Below are 16,558 nucleotides of genomic sequence, written 5' to 3'. Positions count from 1 at the left end.
CGCTCTGCGAGCTTTCCGTCCCTGTCCTCGTAGGCGCGCCTGAGCTCATCCATGCGCTCCCTGAGCTGTCCGGAGAGATCCTCTGACTGTCTTCTGAGTTCTTCTATATATCCTTCCTGCTCTTTGATCTTCTCGCTGGCTGTATTGAATTCACCTATCCGCTCCTTAAGCTGGGAGTCCAGGCGGTTGACCTCTTCCTGGAATTTATCAAGCTGCGCCTTTGTTTCAATGAGCTCGCCGTCTTTAAGCAGCAGCTCATCAACGCGGGAGCGGAAGTGGGATGAGAGAGTAGAGAGCTCCTCCTTTATGCGGCCTATCTCTGAGTCCTTCTCGGAGAGCTGCGCGTCTCGCTCGGCAAGCTGCGAGTCCTTCTGGGAGAGCTCTTCCACGCGGGATTGAAGCTGTTCGTTAAGCTCAGCCACCCGCGATCTGATACCCTCAAGCTCTAAGCTTATTGATTCCTTTTCAACGGCCAGGCGGCTGTTTTCTTCATCGCTTTTCTGCAGGTCGCTTTCCTTCTGATGCAGGTCTTCATATGCCTTGGTAAGCTCCTTACAGGTTGAGTTGAACTTATCCGTGAGAGAGGCCAGCTCTTCTTTCGCGGCGGCAAGCCGGCCTTCATTATCATTCAATCTATAATTAAGGACATTCAATTCCTCTACTTTGGCCTGAAAATCTTTGTTCAAGCCCTCAATTTTCTGCTTTAACTCAAATATATCCTTGTCTTTATCATCGATCTTCTTTAACACCTCCCTCAGATGCTGGCTTGTGCCTTCCGTCTCTAATCTGAGGATGTTCATATGTTCCTTGTTGCGAATGAGCTCGCCGTCTTTAAGCAGCAGCTCATCAACGCGGGAGCGGAAAAGAGCGGATAAGGTAGAGAGCTCCTCCTTTATGCGGCCTATCTCTGAATCCTTATGGCTGATCTCAGCGTTAGCGGACTCCCTTTCCGCCATTAAGCGGTTGATCTCTTCTTTCTTAGCGGATATCTCCTGCAGGCCGGCCTGCATCTGGTTGGAAAGCCCATCCAATTCCTGCCTGAGGCCGCTTAATTGCGCATCCTGCTCGGCGATCCGGGCGCCCCTCTGGGCAAGCTGAGCGTCCTTACGGGAAATCTCTTCATCGCGAGAGTTGACCTGGCCGGTAAGGTCATTTATCCGGGACATCAGAGTATCAAATTGGCCCTGGAGCGAATGCCTGTCCGCGGTTACCTGCCCGATCTCCTTTTCCTTGAGTTGAAGCTGACCTTCATATGTCTTGAGCTGCCCGGAAAATCCTTCTAATTGCTGCTTCAGGATATCTATCTCATCCTGCTTTGTGTGCAGATGCCTGTCCCTTTGGGCCACGGTTTCGTACGCCTGGGCAAGCTCCCTGCAATTAGAATTAAATCTATCGGTCATCTCTACAAGCTGGCGCTTAATGACGCTGATCTCCTCTTCCCTTACAGAAAGCGCCTCCTTAACAACCCTGATCTCTTCTTTTAACCTGGCTGCCTCTTGCCCTTCTTCAGACAAGCTCTTATTCTGCAAGGTGAGCTCTTCAATCCGGGAATTCAGCTGCTCCCTGACCCTGCCTGTTTCCTCCTGCAGCCGTATTTTTTCCGCCTCTTTTTCAGTTATCAGCAGGTTCAACTGTCCTTCTTTATCACCAAGCAGCTTTTCATATTTGGCAAGTTCTTCTGTACCCGTCTTCAATTGCCCGGATAATCCGGCTATGTTTTTTTCCAGCCTGTCTATTTCGGCTTTTAACCTGTCTGCCTCAACGCGGTTTATGCCGAATTCAACGGCAGCGCGGCTGGCATCCTCTCTTTTCTGCTTCAACTCAAAGTCCGCCTTCTCGTATTGCTCTCTCAAATCCAGATATTCCTTTGTCTCAAAATTCAGCCGCTCCTGCAGCGCCTTGTGCTCCCTGTAAGCGATGCTCTGGATCTCTTCCAGTATCTCAGGCAGAATATCCCTTAGATCATCCGGCTTGTGATGTTTGGCCAGCTTCGCGGTAATATCCGGGAGCACGGAGAAAAGCCGGCTCAAGGACTTCGTGTCCTTTGCGGCGGTAAAATATCCGCTGCCGAATAAGGCGCTGCTTAATTTGTAGGGAAAATGTTTGGCTATGTAAAGGAGGCGGTTACGCTCTATGTAATACCGCGCCAATTCTTCGCTGCCGCTGCCGTGGACTTTGTGATACGCTACTGCCTCGGGAATATATACCAGTTTGAAACCCTCCTGCCTCAAGCGCAAGGCCGCGTCCACATCTTCCCCGTACATTATGAAATCTTCGTCAAACAGCCCTATCTTTTCCAGGTGCGCCTTCCTGTATAAGACCGCGCTTCCGGCAATAGCATCTATCTCTTTTTCCCTGTTATGGCTGTCTCCGGGTTCTCCGGAGCCCCTTTCATCCCAGTAAAAATTAGGCAGGCGCGATAGTCCCGCGTTCTGGATCCTGCCGTCGTCTGTAAGCATCTTGCCGCAGGCCCCGGCAATTGACCCGTCTGCCTGCATTGCCTCAACCAGGCGCTTAAGCCAGTCCCTGTCCAGGACAACATCGCTGTTTATCAACACTACGAATTCGCCCCTGGCCGACCTTATGCCGATATTGTTTGCGCGGCAATAATTATTCACGCTGTTCTTCTGAATAATCACTTCCGGGTAATCACTGCCGACAAACTCAACAGTGCCGTCGGTTGAGACATTATCAACCAGGATTATTTCCAGTTCTCTTTTGGGGAAATCCAGGCCGCGCAAAGAATCCAGCAGGCGCTTTGTATGTTCCCTGGCGTTATGGGTTACAATAATGGCGCTAACCAATTGCCGTTCCCTCCCATGAATGCTCTATATATATTGTCCCGTGGTCCCCGGAACAGCTCCTCATCTCAAACGGATATAAAGCGGCCTTCCCCGCGGCGGCAACAGACGCGTAGTACCTGCCCTTTAACAACTTTAACCGCGGCAGGCAAAGCGTAACAGGGCCTTCGTCATCACCTGCTATTCTCTCCGCCCCAAAACAATAAATACCGTCTTTCCTGTAAAGCCCTATGCGGATCGGACGCTGTATGCCGCGGCTGTCTTTACCGCCCGATCCCGCCCTTACATGCAGATCCTCTCCGGCAATAAATTCCCGCTTATGATCTTCGCCGGCGCCGATAACGGCTCCCGGGTCTGCCGCGGCATGCCTGCCATCAAGCCATTTATGCTCCAGATCCAACAGCATATTCTCTTCGTTTACGCCCGCTATCCTGAATTTATAGTGGGCGGGATGATAACTATACGCGATGACCTCTCTTTTATCCCATATCGCTACCGAGACCCTGTAACATCCTGACGCCAAAGGCAGATTATTGAACCCGATCTGAAAAAAACCGCTGCCCGGATCTAACCTGTCTATCGGGATCCCGTCAAAAAGCGTGTTGGGGCCGTAACAGTAAACGCCGTCTTCGCGGAAGATCGCCACTCCGAAATGCGGCTCTTTCGTAACCTCATTGGCCCTGTAATCCACCCGTACCTTAAGCGCCCGGCCGCCGAAGAAAACCCCGTCCTCTTTACCTTCGTCGTTGAGAAGGCGCACGGACACGATCTCTGTCTCTCTTGTGCCCTGAATAAGGCCCCACTCCTCCTTCTCCGCCCAGAGCTTGGGCCTGCCCCCGCTTATCATTTCGGACGTGACATCCCCCTTTCATTCAAAAGCCGCATGTACCTGCCTACGACAAATTCCGGGTCGCCGGACTCAACCAGGCGCCCGTCTTCCAGAAGATAAACCTCATCGCAGAGCCGCTCAATAATGTCCATTGACTGCGAGACCATCAACATGGTCTTGCCCCCGCGCTTGAAATCCACGATGCGCTCATAGCATTTTTTCTGGAACGCCACATCGCCCACGGACAAGATCTCATCTATGGCCAATATGGTAAAATCCATATGCGTGGCGATGCTGAAGGCCAGCCGCATATTCATACCCTGAGAATATGTCCTGATGGGAACATCCAGGAAGCCGTCAAGCTCTGAGAAGGCCACGATGCTGTCGTATTTATCGCTGATCTCTCTTTTGCTCATCCCCAGGATCGCCCCGTTTATATAGATATTCTCCCTGCCTGAAAGGTCATCCTGAAATCCGGCGCCCAGGGTCAGGAGGCTGGAAACCCTGCCGCCCAGCGACATCTCGCCCTCCGTATGATTCATTACTCCGGATATAATATTAAGAAGCGTGCTTTTGCCCGAGCCGTTCCTGCCGATTATCCCCGCGACCCTGCCGCTTTCGATCTCCATATTTATGCCTTTAACGGCCCAGAACTCCTCCGATTCATTATGGCTGAACACGCGCGGCAGGATATTGACGAACGGCGCGCCTTCCTTATGGTGGACAAGGTTGAATCTTTTTCCTATGTTGTTTAACTTTACGGCTACCGGCATTGTCTGGCGCTAAATAAAATCGCTGAATTGCGATTTTTCCCTGTGAAATACCCAGAAACCCAACGACAAGAAAATAAAACATGCCAACAGCGGCACGATAAACGTGTTAAAAATACCGGCATCCGGAGGCAATATGTCCGAAAACCCCTCAAGAAGGCAAAGCCGGTAGAGCGTGACGATGCCTACAAACGGATTAAGAAGGTATATCTTCAAATACGCCGGAGGAAACCTCGCGAACAATTCCAGAGAATAAACGGCAGGCGTAAGGAAGAATAAAGAAATAAGGACGGTCTCCATAATATATCTGGTATCTCTATGCCGGACATTTAAGGCAGAGGCGAACAGGGCAAAACCGGCAGCCATTATGGTCTGCATCAAGATAACTAACGGCAGGAATACCAGATTAACGGACAATCCAACCCCGGACACCATAAGAAGTATGAATAACAGGGTGAGGTTTATAAGCAGGTTCAGCAGGTTGGAAAAGACGGATGCCAGAGGTATGATCTCCCGCGGTACGTTAACGCGCTTGATCAATGAGGACTTATCAATGAGGCTTGTGCTGGCTGAAAGCACCGAACCCTGGAAATACATCCAGGGGAACATTGCCGTCATCATATAGATGAAGAACGGATAATCCTTGACCTCCATCTTCATCATGACAGAAAACAACCACCAGTAAACAGTTATATTGATAAGCGGCATAATGGCCGCCCAAAGCACGCCCAGGAAGGGGTTTCTATATTTAAGCTTAAAGTCCAGAAAGGCAAGGCGCAGCAGGAGCTCCCTGTGCCGTATGATGTCTTTGATATATCCGAACATTTTAACCTGCCGCCAGCTCTTCGGCAACCTGCCTGCCGTCCAAAATGGCGTCCTCCATTGACATATACGCCCAGCGGCCGTACCTGCCTATGGGATAGATCCTGTGTTTTCTGAGAAAATCAAATATTACGTTCAACGCCGTGTTTCTGTCAACGTCATAGATCGCGTAGCCGTATTTAATGTCGTTAACGTCTATGGCCGATATCCTGTCGTGCCTGTAGATGATGCCCGCCTTATTCAGATCGGCGATGATCGCGTCAATGAGCTTCTTTTTGTCCAACGGTTCTCTCTGTGAATAGGCCACCTCCGCGTATAAGGCGCTTTTTCCCGCTGCGGCATTATGAGCGGAAAAATTATGGTAAAACCCCGCCCTGAAAAAGACGAATTTTCTCTCCGGAAAATATACCCAGTGCGCCTCATTCTTAATGTCCCTGTCCACCCCGATATTCAACCCGAATATGGAAACGTATTTCAGGCGCGCGGCAGCCGCCTTTACATCCTCCGGCAGCCCCTGTATCATATCAAGGATCTCAACTATGGGCATGCTCAAGATCAGTTTATCGTATTGCCGGGTCAGCCCACCTTCAAACACGACCTCCCTGTTTTTCAGATCTATTTTTTCCGCCCTGCAGGAGGTGTAAACCCTGTCCAACCTTCTGGCAAAGCTGCGCGGCAGCTCTTCTATGCCGCCTTCCCGCGGATACCAGAACGTGGCGTTGTAACCGATCTCTCTCCTGCCCCTGCCGTAGAATGACTCCATCGCCTCCCTGAGGCCGACCTTTGGTATGGCCATATCCGCCCAGTCGCTATTGAGCCGGTTCAAGGGGACCGTCCAGAATTTCCTGTTATATGGGAACATAAAGTGCCGGGCAATGCCTTCTCCAAAGTTGTCAATTATCCAGTCGCTGAATGCCGCCCCTTCCTTCTTGCGGCCTTTCAGGCCTGCCTTTATCAGCCCTGAAAGGCACTGGACCTTGACGGAAAGAGGAAGGCCAAAGATATTTCCCTGAAAAGGATAGGGGATAAGCCTATTGTGGGTAAAGACCTGCGAACGCCTTCTGTGGGATATCAGCTTGCGATCCATCAGGCGGCCGAGCAGGGTCCTGGTATAATCGTTTTTGAAGTGAATAAGGTGGCCATTCAAATCAAATATAAAGCCGTTGACCCGCTTGGAGCGGCACAGCCCGCCGACCTCCGGCTCTTTTTCAAAGACAAGCGCCTCCTGCCGTTTCTCCTTCAGGTGAAAGGCGGCGCTCAGGCCTGCCAGGCCCGCTCCAATAATGACTATTCTCTGTTCAGGCATATTCTTACATCAAACTATACGCTAAAATTATTCCGCCCGCGCAAAAAAATACGCCGCATAATACAGCCAGGGCCAGGATATCATGTTTACTGAACCCCTTTCTCAATAACCGCAGGACGATGTGGTCGTTGCTTTTAGCCAAAGGTGATTTACCCTGTTTAAGGCGCGCCAACGCCAAATAGGCGGTATCCAATATAGGCACACCAAGTATGATAAGCGGGATAAACACCGCGATGCCGCTCTTCAGCGCGGAATAATTCACGCTCAGCGCCGCAGCTGCCAGCGTAAACCCCAGGAAGTGGCTGCCGGCGTTGCCTAAATAAATTTTGGCCGGAGGAAGATTGTGCTTAAGGAAACCCAGTATGGCGCCTGCCAGAATAAGGCACAACAGGCCAAGCCCTGCCTGGCCGGTAAAGGAAGTGAATATAAAAAATGCCAGGCAGGAAGTAACCGCGATCGACGCCGCGATGCCGTCTGCTACGTCTAAATGGTTCAGGGCGTTGGTTATGCCCAATACCCAAAGCACGGTGATCAACAGATTCAAGAGCGCGCCGATATGCGGGATTTGCGACTTTATGCCGAATAAAAGCAACAGGCCGATCGCCATAAGCTGAGTCAGGAATTTCGGCATTACGGAAAGCTCCTTCAGGTCGTCAATTACCCCAAAGATAAGCATGGCAGCGCCTGCCAACAACAGGCCGGACAATTTCGGCTGGGTAATGATTTTTGCTCCGGGAAACATTAAAGATACGGCTATGACACTCAAGCATATGCTTATGCCGCCTATGCTGGCAGGGGCCTTTTCCGGTATCAGCCCGGTTGAAGACAGAAAGCGCCTGACGATATCGGGAAGAATAAGCGAGAAGAGAAATGAAAATAATATAATAAAAATATACCTGATCAGCATGCGAGCTCTTCGTAGAGGCTATTTATTTTATCAAACATAAACGGCTCTTCAAACTCTTCAGTAAGCAGATCCCGCCCCCTTTTGCCCATTCGGCGCCTCAAGCCGGCGTCCTTAAGTAAAGCGATCATCTTATCCGCCAACGCGGCGGCGTCGCCTGGACGGACAAGATAGCCGTTTTCTCCATCCCTGACGATCTCATTTATACCGCAGACATCGCTGGCAATTACGGGCCTGCCTGCTGCCATTGCCTCAAGGATAACCAGGGGTAGACCCTCATGATGAGTAGAAAGCACAAGTATGTCTATTGACGCCATAACCGTTGATATGTCCCTGCGCCATCCGGCAAGAATGACTTTATCCTCTAACCCCAGCAGCTCTATTAATGCCTCAATACCGGCCCTCCCAGCCCCATCACCTGCAAAGATAGCCCTGGCCGCGGGAACTTTTTCCGTAGCCCTGGCAAATGCCTTTATGAATGTCGTATGGTCTTTTTGCGGCTTGAAACAGGCGATCATACCCACCAGAGGCGTATCTGTGCCATCCGCGTTAATATTAAATTCTTCTTTATTTATACCGTAACGGATAAGCCGGTATTTCTCTCTTGTGCCGATGCCGTATTTAAGCCCTGTTTCTATATCTGCCTGCGTTACGGCGATCAACCTGTCAGTTATCTTCGCAGTGATACTTTCTAAAAAGATAAAAAAAGTTTTTATTATCTTGTTGCTATACCTATGGAATCCCCATCCGTGTATAGAATGAATTATCAGCCGTACGCCGGCAAAATGCGCCGCCCATCTCCCCAATAATCCCGCTTTTGAGCTGTGAGTATGGACTATTTTTATATTATTCCGCTTTATGAAACGGTAGATATGGAAAAAGGCAGGCAGGTCAAAAAAAAATTGATCTCCCGACGCAGAAACGGGATAGATTCCACTCTCACCCCTTCCAAAGATACTGCATCCTTAAGCAAAATCCCTTCCTTGCCTGTTGCAAGGAAGGGATCATATACGGCTCTGTCCAAACTCCTCAAAATCGCGAGGCAGTTCTTCTGCGCTCCGCCTAATTCCAGCTCGGTGATGACCTGCAAGATGTTAACGCGGCTCATAAACGGGATTATATTACAGAAATACCCCCCTGTCAAGCGCATAAAGGAGGGTATTTTGCGCTAACTTACATATTAACAAACGCTTTTATGCCTGTTTAAACTAAAAAATACCCCAACGTTTCTTGGGTTCCTCTGACTCAGGCATCGGCTCCGGAGCCGGCTCTGGCTCAACCATCTCTTCCTGCGTCGGCTGGGGCTCCTCCTCAGAAGCTTGGGCTTCTTCCATCAACCGCACTTCTTTAGCCCATACTTTTTTGCGCTTATCCTGTTCAGTTATGACCAGCACAGGATCATCTATTGCCAGCGATTGTATGGCGATTATCGTGCCGCCTTTTTTCGTCAATACGCCGTCTTTCACCTTCAGCGGCACCTCTTTTCCCGCCTCATCAACTATCACCATTGACTCCTGCGGCACGTTCACGCTTACGATCTTTCCCTTGATCTCCTCTGCCGCTGCCGCGCCGGCAAAAAGCGCCAGAATGCATAACCCTGAAAACAATCTGTAAACCATGGCCTCCTCTCCTTTCATTCTTGCCCCAATCCATCAGGGCGCATATTTTGACCACCCTTAGGCTTGATTATATCATAATTATTTCCCGCAAAAAAGTGAGAAATAAGGTATAATCTATTAAAATGCGAGTATGTTTAATCTTTGCCCCTTTTTCTTCATTTTCCTATATCCCCTTGGGTATTTCATATCTTAAGGGCTTCGTTGAAAAAAACCTGCCGGCTGTCCGCGTAAAAAATATTGACCTGTCTAATAATTTCTATCATAACCTGGCTGATCGCGGATTCCTGGACCGCCTGCCTGAGTTATGCGACCTGTGCCGCTACAGGAATAAGCCCGGATGCCGGGGAATACTAAGGGATAAGGAATTTGACTCCTGGATAAGGATCGCGATGCTTGTGAAGGCCTTTATGATCAACGCAAAGGAGTTCTCCGATGACAATAAGTATAAAAAGCTGAATAGCCTTCATGATTCATTCTACCTCAAGATAATCCGCTGTATCATGTGTGTCCTGAAGGACCATCTTGAGAATATTCCGGCAGGAAATAATGCCGCGGCCCTTGAGAATATCTTATTCAAAGACGATATCAATAAAATATCCGCGCTCAAGGCCGGCATCGCGGGCTTTTCCGTGTTTTCCAACCCGCAGCTTTATTATTCGCTGGCTTTGGCAAAGGCGATAAAATCAAGATTGGGCATAAAAATCATTTTCGGCGGCGCCTACATCCCGCACCTGGATACGCGTGAGATCCTGAAGCATTTCAAATTCATAGATTTTATCATCGTCAAAGAGGGCGAACTGGGCTTAACCGGTATTTTAAAAAACCTGCGAAACGGGAAGTTCGCCGATGTGCCGAATCTGGTGTATAGAAAAGGCCTGCGGATCGTCCAGAATAAAGAATCCGCGCCGCTTAATCTGGACAACATACCCTTTCCCGACTTCAGCGATTATGACGTCGGAGGCTACTTTACGCCGAGACCGGTATTATCCACCCTTATCTCGCGGGGCTGCTTCTGGGGCGCGTGTTCCTTCTGCGCGCACCATAAGACATATTCCCCGCCCTACAGGATAAGGTCCGCTGAAAATCTTGCCAGGGAACTTAAACACTATCAAAAAAGAAGTATCAGGCATATCTGTTTTTCCGACGAGGCCGTCCCTGCCGGCTGCCTGGAGCGCATATGCAGGGCGCTGCTGAGGAACAAGATAAATATGTTTTTCCAGATCATGCTGCGCCCGAGCGGCGATTTTACGGATAAGGTCCTGAAGACAATGTATAAAGCCGGCTTCAGGGTTATAATATGGGGAGTTGAGTCATTTAATCAGAGGACCCTTGACCTGATGCGCAAAGGGACCAGGGCCGGAGAAATAGAGCGGGTCCTGAAGACGTCTTATGAGGCCGGGCTCTATAATGAGGTATATATGATAAAGGGCTTTCCCGCCCAGACAGAAGGCGAGATGCTGGAGGATATGCGGATGATAAACAAGAACGCAAGGTATATACACAGCCTCGGCGTCCATCCCTTCTGGCTCGAGGCCGATACTTATATATTCAGGAATCCGCGAGAATTCGGCTTGAAGGTATATGGAAGGGACTATTTGCTAAGGGGGAACAAAATCAAATTATCCTCCGACAGTATTCCTTTCAACAGAAAGGAGAATATAGATTGGGAAAAGATCAACGGCCTGAATACGCGGCTCTATAAACGCGAAGGGCTATTCTATAGTTTAGAGCACCTGCTGCTGCGCGCTTCAAACAAAACTTGACGGACGATGAGGCCATCCAGGGGCGGACTTGAGAATGAACTTATCCTTTTATCCTGCAGGCTGAATCCTGATAAGCACGTACAGGACAGGATCCGGGGCCTTCTTAAACAGCCGCTTGACTGGCCTGAGATAATTGCGCTGTGCGGCCGCCATAAGGTCTCCCCTCTGCTTTACTATAATCTCAATAAACTGGGGGCCGGCGGCATGCTCAAAGACGCCGCCTGGTCAAACATAAGGAATTATTATTACGCTAATATCAACAGAAATATACTGTTTCAAAAAAACCTCTGCTTTATTCTGGAGAAACTCAATGAAGCGGGGCTTGAGGTAATCGTATTAAAAGGCGCCCTCTTTATAGAGGAGGTATACCGCAATCCCGGGCTCAGGGCGCTTTCAGATATTGATATGCTCGTAAAAAAGAACGACATCACCGCGGTAAAAGGCGTGCTTTTTCAGAACGGCTACAAGGAGGTCCCGTTCAGCGGCAGGCCCGATACCAGAAACGACGCAGCATTTGAGGTTACCAAAGAAATAGAGAATAACCTGAACCTGGGATTGGACGTGCATGAGGAGTTTGTCCCTGCCCGGCCATACAGGATAGACCTGCCGGATCTATGGGACAGGACGCGGGAAAAGGTTATCAACGGGACAAAACTGAGCTTCCCCTCCTGGGAGGATACCATCATATACTGCGCGCTCCATATAAGAAAGCATCCCCGGCCCAATACACTGCATCTGAAATTCATTGTGGATATTGACGCTATATTGAGATCGTCGGGCCTGGATCTGGATTGGGGCTATATTGAAGCTGCCGCGAAAAAAAGCGCGTTTATCCATAGCGTTTATTTTGCCCTGTACATAGCAAAAGAGCTCTTCGGCACGTACATCCCTGCCGATGTCATGAACAGATTCAGGCCCCGGGCGGTAAAGGAAAAGGCCATACGCCTGTGCATGAATAAAAACAATTTCCTGAAGGCAGCGGGATGGCAGGGCATGGCCTTGCGGCTTTTACTCTTTGACAGGGGTGTTGATTTTATTATTTACTTATGGCGGGTCTCTTTCCTTGAGAGATTTATCATGGGGAAAATATCCGCTTTATCTTCCATTTTAGCACGTAATAGATAAAAATAAAATTCCCTATCAGGTATCTCCTCCATAATCTCTTCGGCTCCAGGCACAATCTGTAGAACCATTCCAATCCATGTTTTAACATCCATTCCGGCGCCCTTTTTCTATATCCGGACAACCATTCAAAGGCAGAGCCCACAGCCCAGCACAAATTGACATCCATCTCCTGCAAATGCCTGCGCAACCATTTTTCCTGCCTCGGGACCCCCATGCCCACCATCAACATATCGGGCCTTATCCTGTTTATTTCATCAATAATCGCGCCTTCTTCCGATGGGGTAAAAAAACCATGATGGAATCCGGATATTCTCAGCCCGAATGGCTCGCCGCTTAATCTTTCAGCCGCCTTTCTGACTACGCCTGATTCCGCGCCCAATAAATAAATTTTTACATTCTTTTCCTTTAGCTGTACGGCCAATCTGTCAAAAAAATCCAATATATTCACTCTTTCAGGCAGCGGGTTATTCAATAATCTGGAAGCCCGGACTATGCTCTTGCCGTCCGCGTAGACCAGGTCCGCCCTATTGAGGATCTGCCTGTATTCGCTGTCCTCAAATGACAGGTTAACACAATGGGCGTTAATATAGGTGATCAATCTGCGCCTGCCTTTGAGCGCCGACTCCAGGATATCGCCGACTATCTGCTCCCTGGTTACAGCGCTTATCCTCAATCCTAAGAAGTCTATGATTTCAGGTATTTGCGCTATCATTTCTTCTTATAAATATATATATCTGAGTTATCCGGCCATTTCAACGTCTGAATTAATTCATACTTGTCTTTGTGCCAGCGGAACACCTCTGTTAACGCCATAACCTGCGCCCGCACATTGTCCTCGCCTATCTCGCCGGAAACTTTATGTATCACGTAATCGGCCTTTAGCAGCCGGTCGGCAAAAAGGAACATCTTCTTATCCGCCTCGGTATAGCTGCCTGAAAAATACTGCCAATCGCCGATGATCGTATACGGCCTTTCCCTGATAAAGCTTTCGTATTCCAGCCGGGCCCAGATGCGCGAGATATCCGGGATAACGGTAATATAGAGGGGCTTATTTTCCGTGTTAGATGAATCTATGATCCTGTAGATCTCCCCTGGGACGCTTATCCTCTCCGGTATCTCGGCATTGGGATACGACAACGGCCCGCCGTAGGCAGGCATGCGCTGCTTAAATAAGATGATCCTCTCGGGGACAAACTGGCCGGGGTCATCCGCTTCAGCTCTCAAAGGCAGCGAGACCTCCAAAGGAAGCAAAGGCGCGCCATACGACACGACAACGGACTGAAAGACCCCGAATATAATAATGGCGAAAACAAGAGATCTTCTTATGCCGCTGCCGCGGATGGATAAAATGCCCGCGCCTGATACCACTGCCAGCAACGGCAGCAGGGGCATGGTCAACCTTACCCCCATCCAGATCATGTGCGGCCCGGGAGCCCTTCGTAAATAACTGACCGCTATTAAAGGAAATAGTGATGAAGCGGTCAAAAAAACCATGCTCGCGCGCCTTTTCTTCCTCAGGATACCGGCGCCCAGCAGTAAAACAACAAAGAAAAAGAAAGACACCTGAAAATTCATCATCCCCAATATATACCAGAAGAACGACTTCAGCGCGCCTAAGGCATGCCAGGCGGATGAAAGTAAGCCGGCGGTATGGCTCTGAGATTGAAAAAACGTATTATACGTCAGGGGGGCAAAGAAATTCAGCTTGCTCAATGCTATGGAATGCTTTGGCAGATAATAAAATAACGGCAGCGAGACGGCGAGCAAAAGCCCCGGCATTATGACTTTCCATGAAATCCTGGAACGCGATATGCCTCTTGCCGCGGTAATAGCCAACGGCGCGGCAATGAACAGAGGAAAGCTGTCCTTCGTAAGAAAGGCCAGGCCGGAAGACAGCCCGAAAAGCAGCGTATATCTCCGGGAGGTAAGGCCCTCGGACGAAAGCAGCGCCCAGACGCTCAACGCGCACATGGCAGTAAGCGGGAGATCAAGATTGTATGTCTTCATGTGATTAAATATCGCCGGATACATCGCCGCTATGAACGCCGAAAGGAGCCCCGCCCGTATACCGGCGACCCTTTTGCCGATCCCGTATATTGAGAATAAAAGTACCGCCAGAAAGACCGCGCTGTTGACAAGCGCTCCCGCGTCCTGTGATATCCCGGAGATAAAATAAAACGGCGCCGTGACTATGGCGACAAAAGGAGGGTGGCGCTGTGTCATCTCTATGATATTGCCTAAGCTAGCCAAGGAAAAATGCCTGTATTCCCGGAAGACCCTGAGGCTGAACATGAAATGTCTATGGGCGTCGTAGGTAAAAGGCGTGGCATCTATCTTGAGCCATATAAAGTTATTTATCATCAAGGCCAGATAAAGCGCGCCCATTATAAATAAAGCGGTTACCTCTTTCTTCCTTGTCGTCATAGTTGATGATCCCCTAATCCTGCCTTACGGACATAATCAGTAAAAATAGCGGGCGTAAAGAATCCATTCGCTTTTAACCGGCGGGCATTTTGAAAATCCGCGATGAAGCTGTTGTATCGGCCTGAATTCTTTAAAGTCAACGCCAACAGATACCGGATGTCCCAACTATCATAGCCTGCCCTTATCATTTTTTTAAGTGAAAATGCCGCCCGTTTAAAATCACGGTTTGCCAGGTAAATCAATGTTTTCTGCCGGCCCGTCAGGAATTCTCTATAGCGAGTTAATACACGCGCCCGGGAGGCATTCTTCGGTAGATAAACGCAGTCGCCGTTGCCTGGATCTCTTTTAAAGGCGTAATGGATAAACACATAAAGCATATCTTCTAAATCAGGCGCGTACTTAATATGCGATAGCTCTTTGCCAAAACAAAACCTGACTCTGTTTTCCGGGCTGACTGTGAACATCTCCCGGCAAAACCGGCACTTGAAAGGGGTCTTAAGGTATTCCTTGTACCCGGCCAGGCGGCAGACATCTTCAGGAAGAGGCCTTGTAAAGACCGCGTTTACTTTATGCTCCACAAGTAATTTCAAAAAACTCACCAGGCGCTTTTTCGCCCTATATCGCAATGGCCGATGGGTAAACCTGATGGACAGCAGGCAGCTGCCCTGCCTTCTTGCGAGGATATCTTTGGCCTGGCGGCCGATGCCGTCAAACGGCTGCTTGATGATAAAATAAGGCGCGGCCGATCTGCGGCCCGCGCCCACCAATGAGAATCCGGCGGGCGATTCTCTTATATAATCCTCGGCCCTGGACACCGCAGGCATCAATTCCCTGGAGCCCTCCATGAAAATCCCGAAAAATTCTTTCAGAGGCATATTCGGTTTGAACATTTTACGGTCCGGGTTCTGGTTTATATATTTTTCATGAAATGCCGAATACAGGTAGAACTGCGCCTTGTGATATACATCTGCCTGCCTGAGGCGCTGCCAACGGTCAACTGAGATAAGACAGTCCTTATAATGCCCGGCAGCCGGGATGTCCGGATAAGGGGTCATGATCCATAATTGAACGGCTGCCCCGATCTCTTTAACCTGCCTGGCGAAGCGGATGGTGGCGCGCATCTCTTCGGCGGTTTCCGTGGGTATGCCCGTCATAAAGGAACACTCCGGCCTGATGCCGGCGCCGAGCTCCTCCCGCAGGCGCCTGAGAATTTCCTTATTTGAAAGCCCGCATTTTTTATCAAGCAAAGCCCTCAGCCGCTCGCTTGCCGACTCAATACCGTGATATACGCTCACGCATCCGGCATCGCTCATCTTCTCGATTAAAGACCTGTCTAATGTATCTACGCGTGTCAGGCAACTCCACTTGATATCCAGTCCTTTCAACTGCCGCATTAACCGCAAACACCAGTCCCTGTTAAGGGTCAGCGTGTCGTCTGCGATATTTATGAAACGCTCGCGTGTATGTCCCAGGAAACACGATATTTCTTTGCTGAAGCGCTCTGGCGATTTCCTGCGTTGATACTGCCACATCCTGTTAGCAGAGCAAAACAAACAACCATAGGGGCAGCCGCGGCTGGCGCTTAAATATATGCTCAAGGGCTGTCCGTTATGCCAGCCGGCCTTCTGGTTATCGATCTGTCTTATATATGGCAACAGTAGATCATAGGCGGCTTCGGGCAGGCAATTCAGGTCTTTTATTAAGGGGCGCGGCTGATTGTGCACAATGCCCCGCCTGCCCCTGAAAGATACTCCCGGTATGCCTTCAACGGCCCCGCCCTCTTTTAAGGCGATGAGCAATTCGCTCAATGTCTCTTCGCCTTCTCCGCGGACTATATAATCTACGGGGGCCAGGCGGAACACCTCATCCGCCCTGAATGTAGGATGGATACCGCCGGCCACGATAGGAGTATCGTGCCGCTTTCTGTATTCGCGGCAAAATTCAGCGCAGAACGGTAAATGTATGGTATTACATGAAATCCCCACGATGTCCGGATTTCTCCTGCCTACCAGATCTACCGCTTTACTGACAATACTATGCGGGTCTAATACTGGCCTTAATTCAAAATTCAGATCAACTATTGAAACATCGCCGAACCCCCTTGACCGCAGAAACCCGGCCAACTCGGCGAGGTTGGTGGCAAGGATGTTCTCAAATGTCCATATGGGATTGACCAGAATAACTTTCAGGGACAT

Annotated in this window: 14 protein-coding genes; 2 read left to right on the top strand and 12 right to left on the bottom strand. The window is 49.6% G+C overall.

Features of this window, described 5'->3' with window-relative positions:
* From PHR44_01740 to PHR44_01700, 9 genes are all read right to left on the bottom strand, one after another.
* A partial coding sequence (locus PHR44_01740) for a glycosyltransferase (protein ID MDD4909392.1) occupies positions 1 to 2,804 on the bottom strand: 2,804 nt, incomplete at its 3' end.
* Entirely contained in the window at positions 2,797 to 3,648 is an 852-nt protein-coding gene (locus PHR44_01735; GenBank protein ID MDD4909391.1) for a Wzt carbohydrate-binding domain-containing protein, read from the bottom strand. The genes PHR44_01735 and PHR44_01740, both read right to left, overlap by 8 nt.
* Positions 3,645 to 4,403, bottom strand: coding sequence for an ABC transporter ATP-binding protein (locus tag PHR44_01730; GenBank protein MDD4909390.1), 759 nt, complete (start codon positions 4,401 to 4,403; stop codon positions 3,645 to 3,647). Before PHR44_01730 ends, PHR44_01735 begins: the two co-directional genes overlap by 4 nt.
* Positions 4,404 to 4,412: 9 nt before the next feature.
* Positions 4,413 to 5,225: an ABC transporter permease gene (locus PHR44_01725; GenBank protein ID MDD4909389.1), complete on the bottom strand. Its 813-nt coding sequence runs from the start codon at positions 5,223 to 5,225 to the stop codon at positions 4,413 to 4,415.
* Between the two features lies 1 nt (position 5,226).
* On the bottom strand, positions 5,227 to 6,528 hold the full coding sequence (locus PHR44_01720; GenBank protein ID MDD4909388.1) for an FAD-dependent oxidoreductase: 1,302 nt from the start codon (positions 6,526 to 6,528) through the stop codon (positions 5,227 to 5,229).
* A 4-nt stretch (positions 6,529 to 6,532) separates the two neighbouring features.
* A complete protein-coding gene (locus PHR44_01715; protein ID MDD4909387.1) occupies positions 6,533 to 7,435 on the bottom strand; it encodes an MraY family glycosyltransferase in 903 nt (300 codons plus the stop codon).
* Complete coding sequence (locus tag PHR44_01710; protein MDD4909386.1) at positions 7,429 to 8,292, bottom strand: glycosyltransferase family 4 protein; 864 nt, start codon at positions 8,290 to 8,292, stop codon at positions 7,429 to 7,431. Before PHR44_01710 ends, PHR44_01715 begins: the two co-directional genes overlap by 7 nt.
* Positions 8,289 to 8,582 (bottom strand): hypothetical protein, encoded by a 294-nt coding sequence (locus PHR44_01705; protein ID MDD4909385.1) that lies wholly within the window; start codon positions 8,580 to 8,582, stop codon positions 8,289 to 8,291. The genes PHR44_01710 and PHR44_01705 overlap by 4 nt, the downstream gene beginning before the upstream one ends.
* Before the next feature lie 58 nt (positions 8,583 to 8,640).
* Entirely contained in the window at positions 8,641 to 9,051 is a 411-nt protein-coding gene (locus PHR44_01700) for a hypothetical protein (GenBank protein MDD4909384.1), read from the bottom strand.
* Between the two features lie 122 nt (positions 9,052 to 9,173).
* On the opposite strand from PHR44_01700, the gene PHR44_01695 reads away from it, so the two are divergent.
* The gene (locus PHR44_01695; protein ID MDD4909383.1) at positions 9,174 to 10,814 is read left to right on the top strand and encodes a radical SAM protein; all 1,641 of its coding nucleotides are present in this window, start codon (positions 9,174 to 9,176) and stop codon (positions 10,812 to 10,814) included.
* A gap of 6 nt (positions 10,815 to 10,820) precedes the next feature.
* Positions 10,821 to 11,939: a nucleotidyltransferase family protein gene (locus tag PHR44_01690; protein ID MDD4909382.1), complete on the top strand. Its 1,119-nt coding sequence runs from the start codon at positions 10,821 to 10,823 to the stop codon at positions 11,937 to 11,939.
* Here the strand turns inward: PHR44_01690 and PHR44_01685 are convergent.
* Genes PHR44_01685 through PHR44_01675 form a run of 3 tightly spaced genes read right to left on the bottom strand, consistent with a single transcriptional unit; the run spans position 11,890 to position 16,558 of the window.
* Positions 11,890 to 12,651: a WecB/TagA/CpsF family glycosyltransferase gene (locus PHR44_01685; GenBank protein ID MDD4909381.1), complete on the bottom strand. Its 762-nt coding sequence runs from the start codon at positions 12,649 to 12,651 to the stop codon at positions 11,890 to 11,892. The genes PHR44_01690 and PHR44_01685 overlap by 50 nt on opposite strands.
* Positions 12,648 to 14,363, bottom strand: coding sequence for a glycosyltransferase family 39 protein (locus PHR44_01680; GenBank protein MDD4909380.1), 1,716 nt, complete (start codon positions 14,361 to 14,363; stop codon positions 12,648 to 12,650). The genes PHR44_01685 and PHR44_01680 overlap by 4 nt, the downstream gene beginning before the upstream one ends.
* Complete coding sequence (locus PHR44_01675; protein ID MDD4909379.1) at positions 14,360 to 16,558, bottom strand: radical SAM protein; 2,199 nt, start codon at positions 16,556 to 16,558, stop codon at positions 14,360 to 14,362. Before PHR44_01675 ends, PHR44_01680 begins: the two co-directional genes overlap by 4 nt.

The organism is Candidatus Omnitrophota bacterium, assembly GCA_028707125.1.
GTDB lineage: Bacteria > Omnitrophota > Gorgyraeia > Gygaellales > JAQTUX01 > JAQTUX01.
This window is presented reverse-complemented; position numbering and strand designations above follow the sequence as displayed.

Bases quoted from the DNA above. Each gene is read 5' to 3' on its own strand.
- PHR44_01735 (MDD4909391.1), bottom strand. From the start codon at position 3,648: ATGATAAGCGGGGGCAGGCCCAAGCTCTGGGCGGAGAAGGAGGAGTGG.
- PHR44_01730 (MDD4909390.1), bottom strand. From the start codon at position 4,403: ATGCCGGTAGCCGTAAAGTTAAACAACATAGGAAAAAGATTCAACCTT.
- PHR44_01725 (MDD4909389.1), bottom strand. From the start codon at position 5,225: ATGTTCGGATATATCAAAGACATCATACGGCACAGGGAGCTCCTGCTG.
- PHR44_01720 (MDD4909388.1), bottom strand. From the start codon at position 6,528: ATGCCTGAACAGAGAATAGTCATTATTGGAGCGGGCCTGGCAGGCCTG.
- PHR44_01715 (MDD4909387.1), bottom strand. From the start codon at position 7,435: ATGCTGATCAGGTATATTTTTATTATATTATTTTCATTTCTCTTCTCG.
- PHR44_01705 (MDD4909385.1), bottom strand. From the start codon at position 8,582: ATGCGCTTGACAGGGGGGTATTTCTGTAATATAATCCCGTTTATGAGC.
- PHR44_01700 (MDD4909384.1), bottom strand. From the start codon at position 9,051: ATGGTTTACAGATTGTTTTCAGGGTTATGCATTCTGGCGCTTTTTGCC.
- PHR44_01695 (MDD4909383.1), top strand. From the start codon at position 9,174: ATGCGAGTATGTTTAATCTTTGCCCCTTTTTCTTCATTTTCCTATATC.
- PHR44_01690 (MDD4909382.1), top strand. From the start codon at position 10,821: ATGAGGCCATCCAGGGGCGGACTTGAGAATGAACTTATCCTTTTATCC.
- PHR44_01685 (MDD4909381.1), bottom strand. From the start codon at position 12,651: ATGATAGCGCAAATACCTGAAATCATAGACTTCTTAGGATTGAGGATA.
- PHR44_01680 (MDD4909380.1), bottom strand. From the start codon at position 14,363: ATGACGACAAGGAAGAAAGAGGTAACCGCTTTATTTATAATGGGCGCG.
- PHR44_01675 (MDD4909379.1), bottom strand. From the start codon at position 16,558: ATGTCCCTGAAAGTTATTCTGGTCAATCCCATATGGACATTTGAGAAC.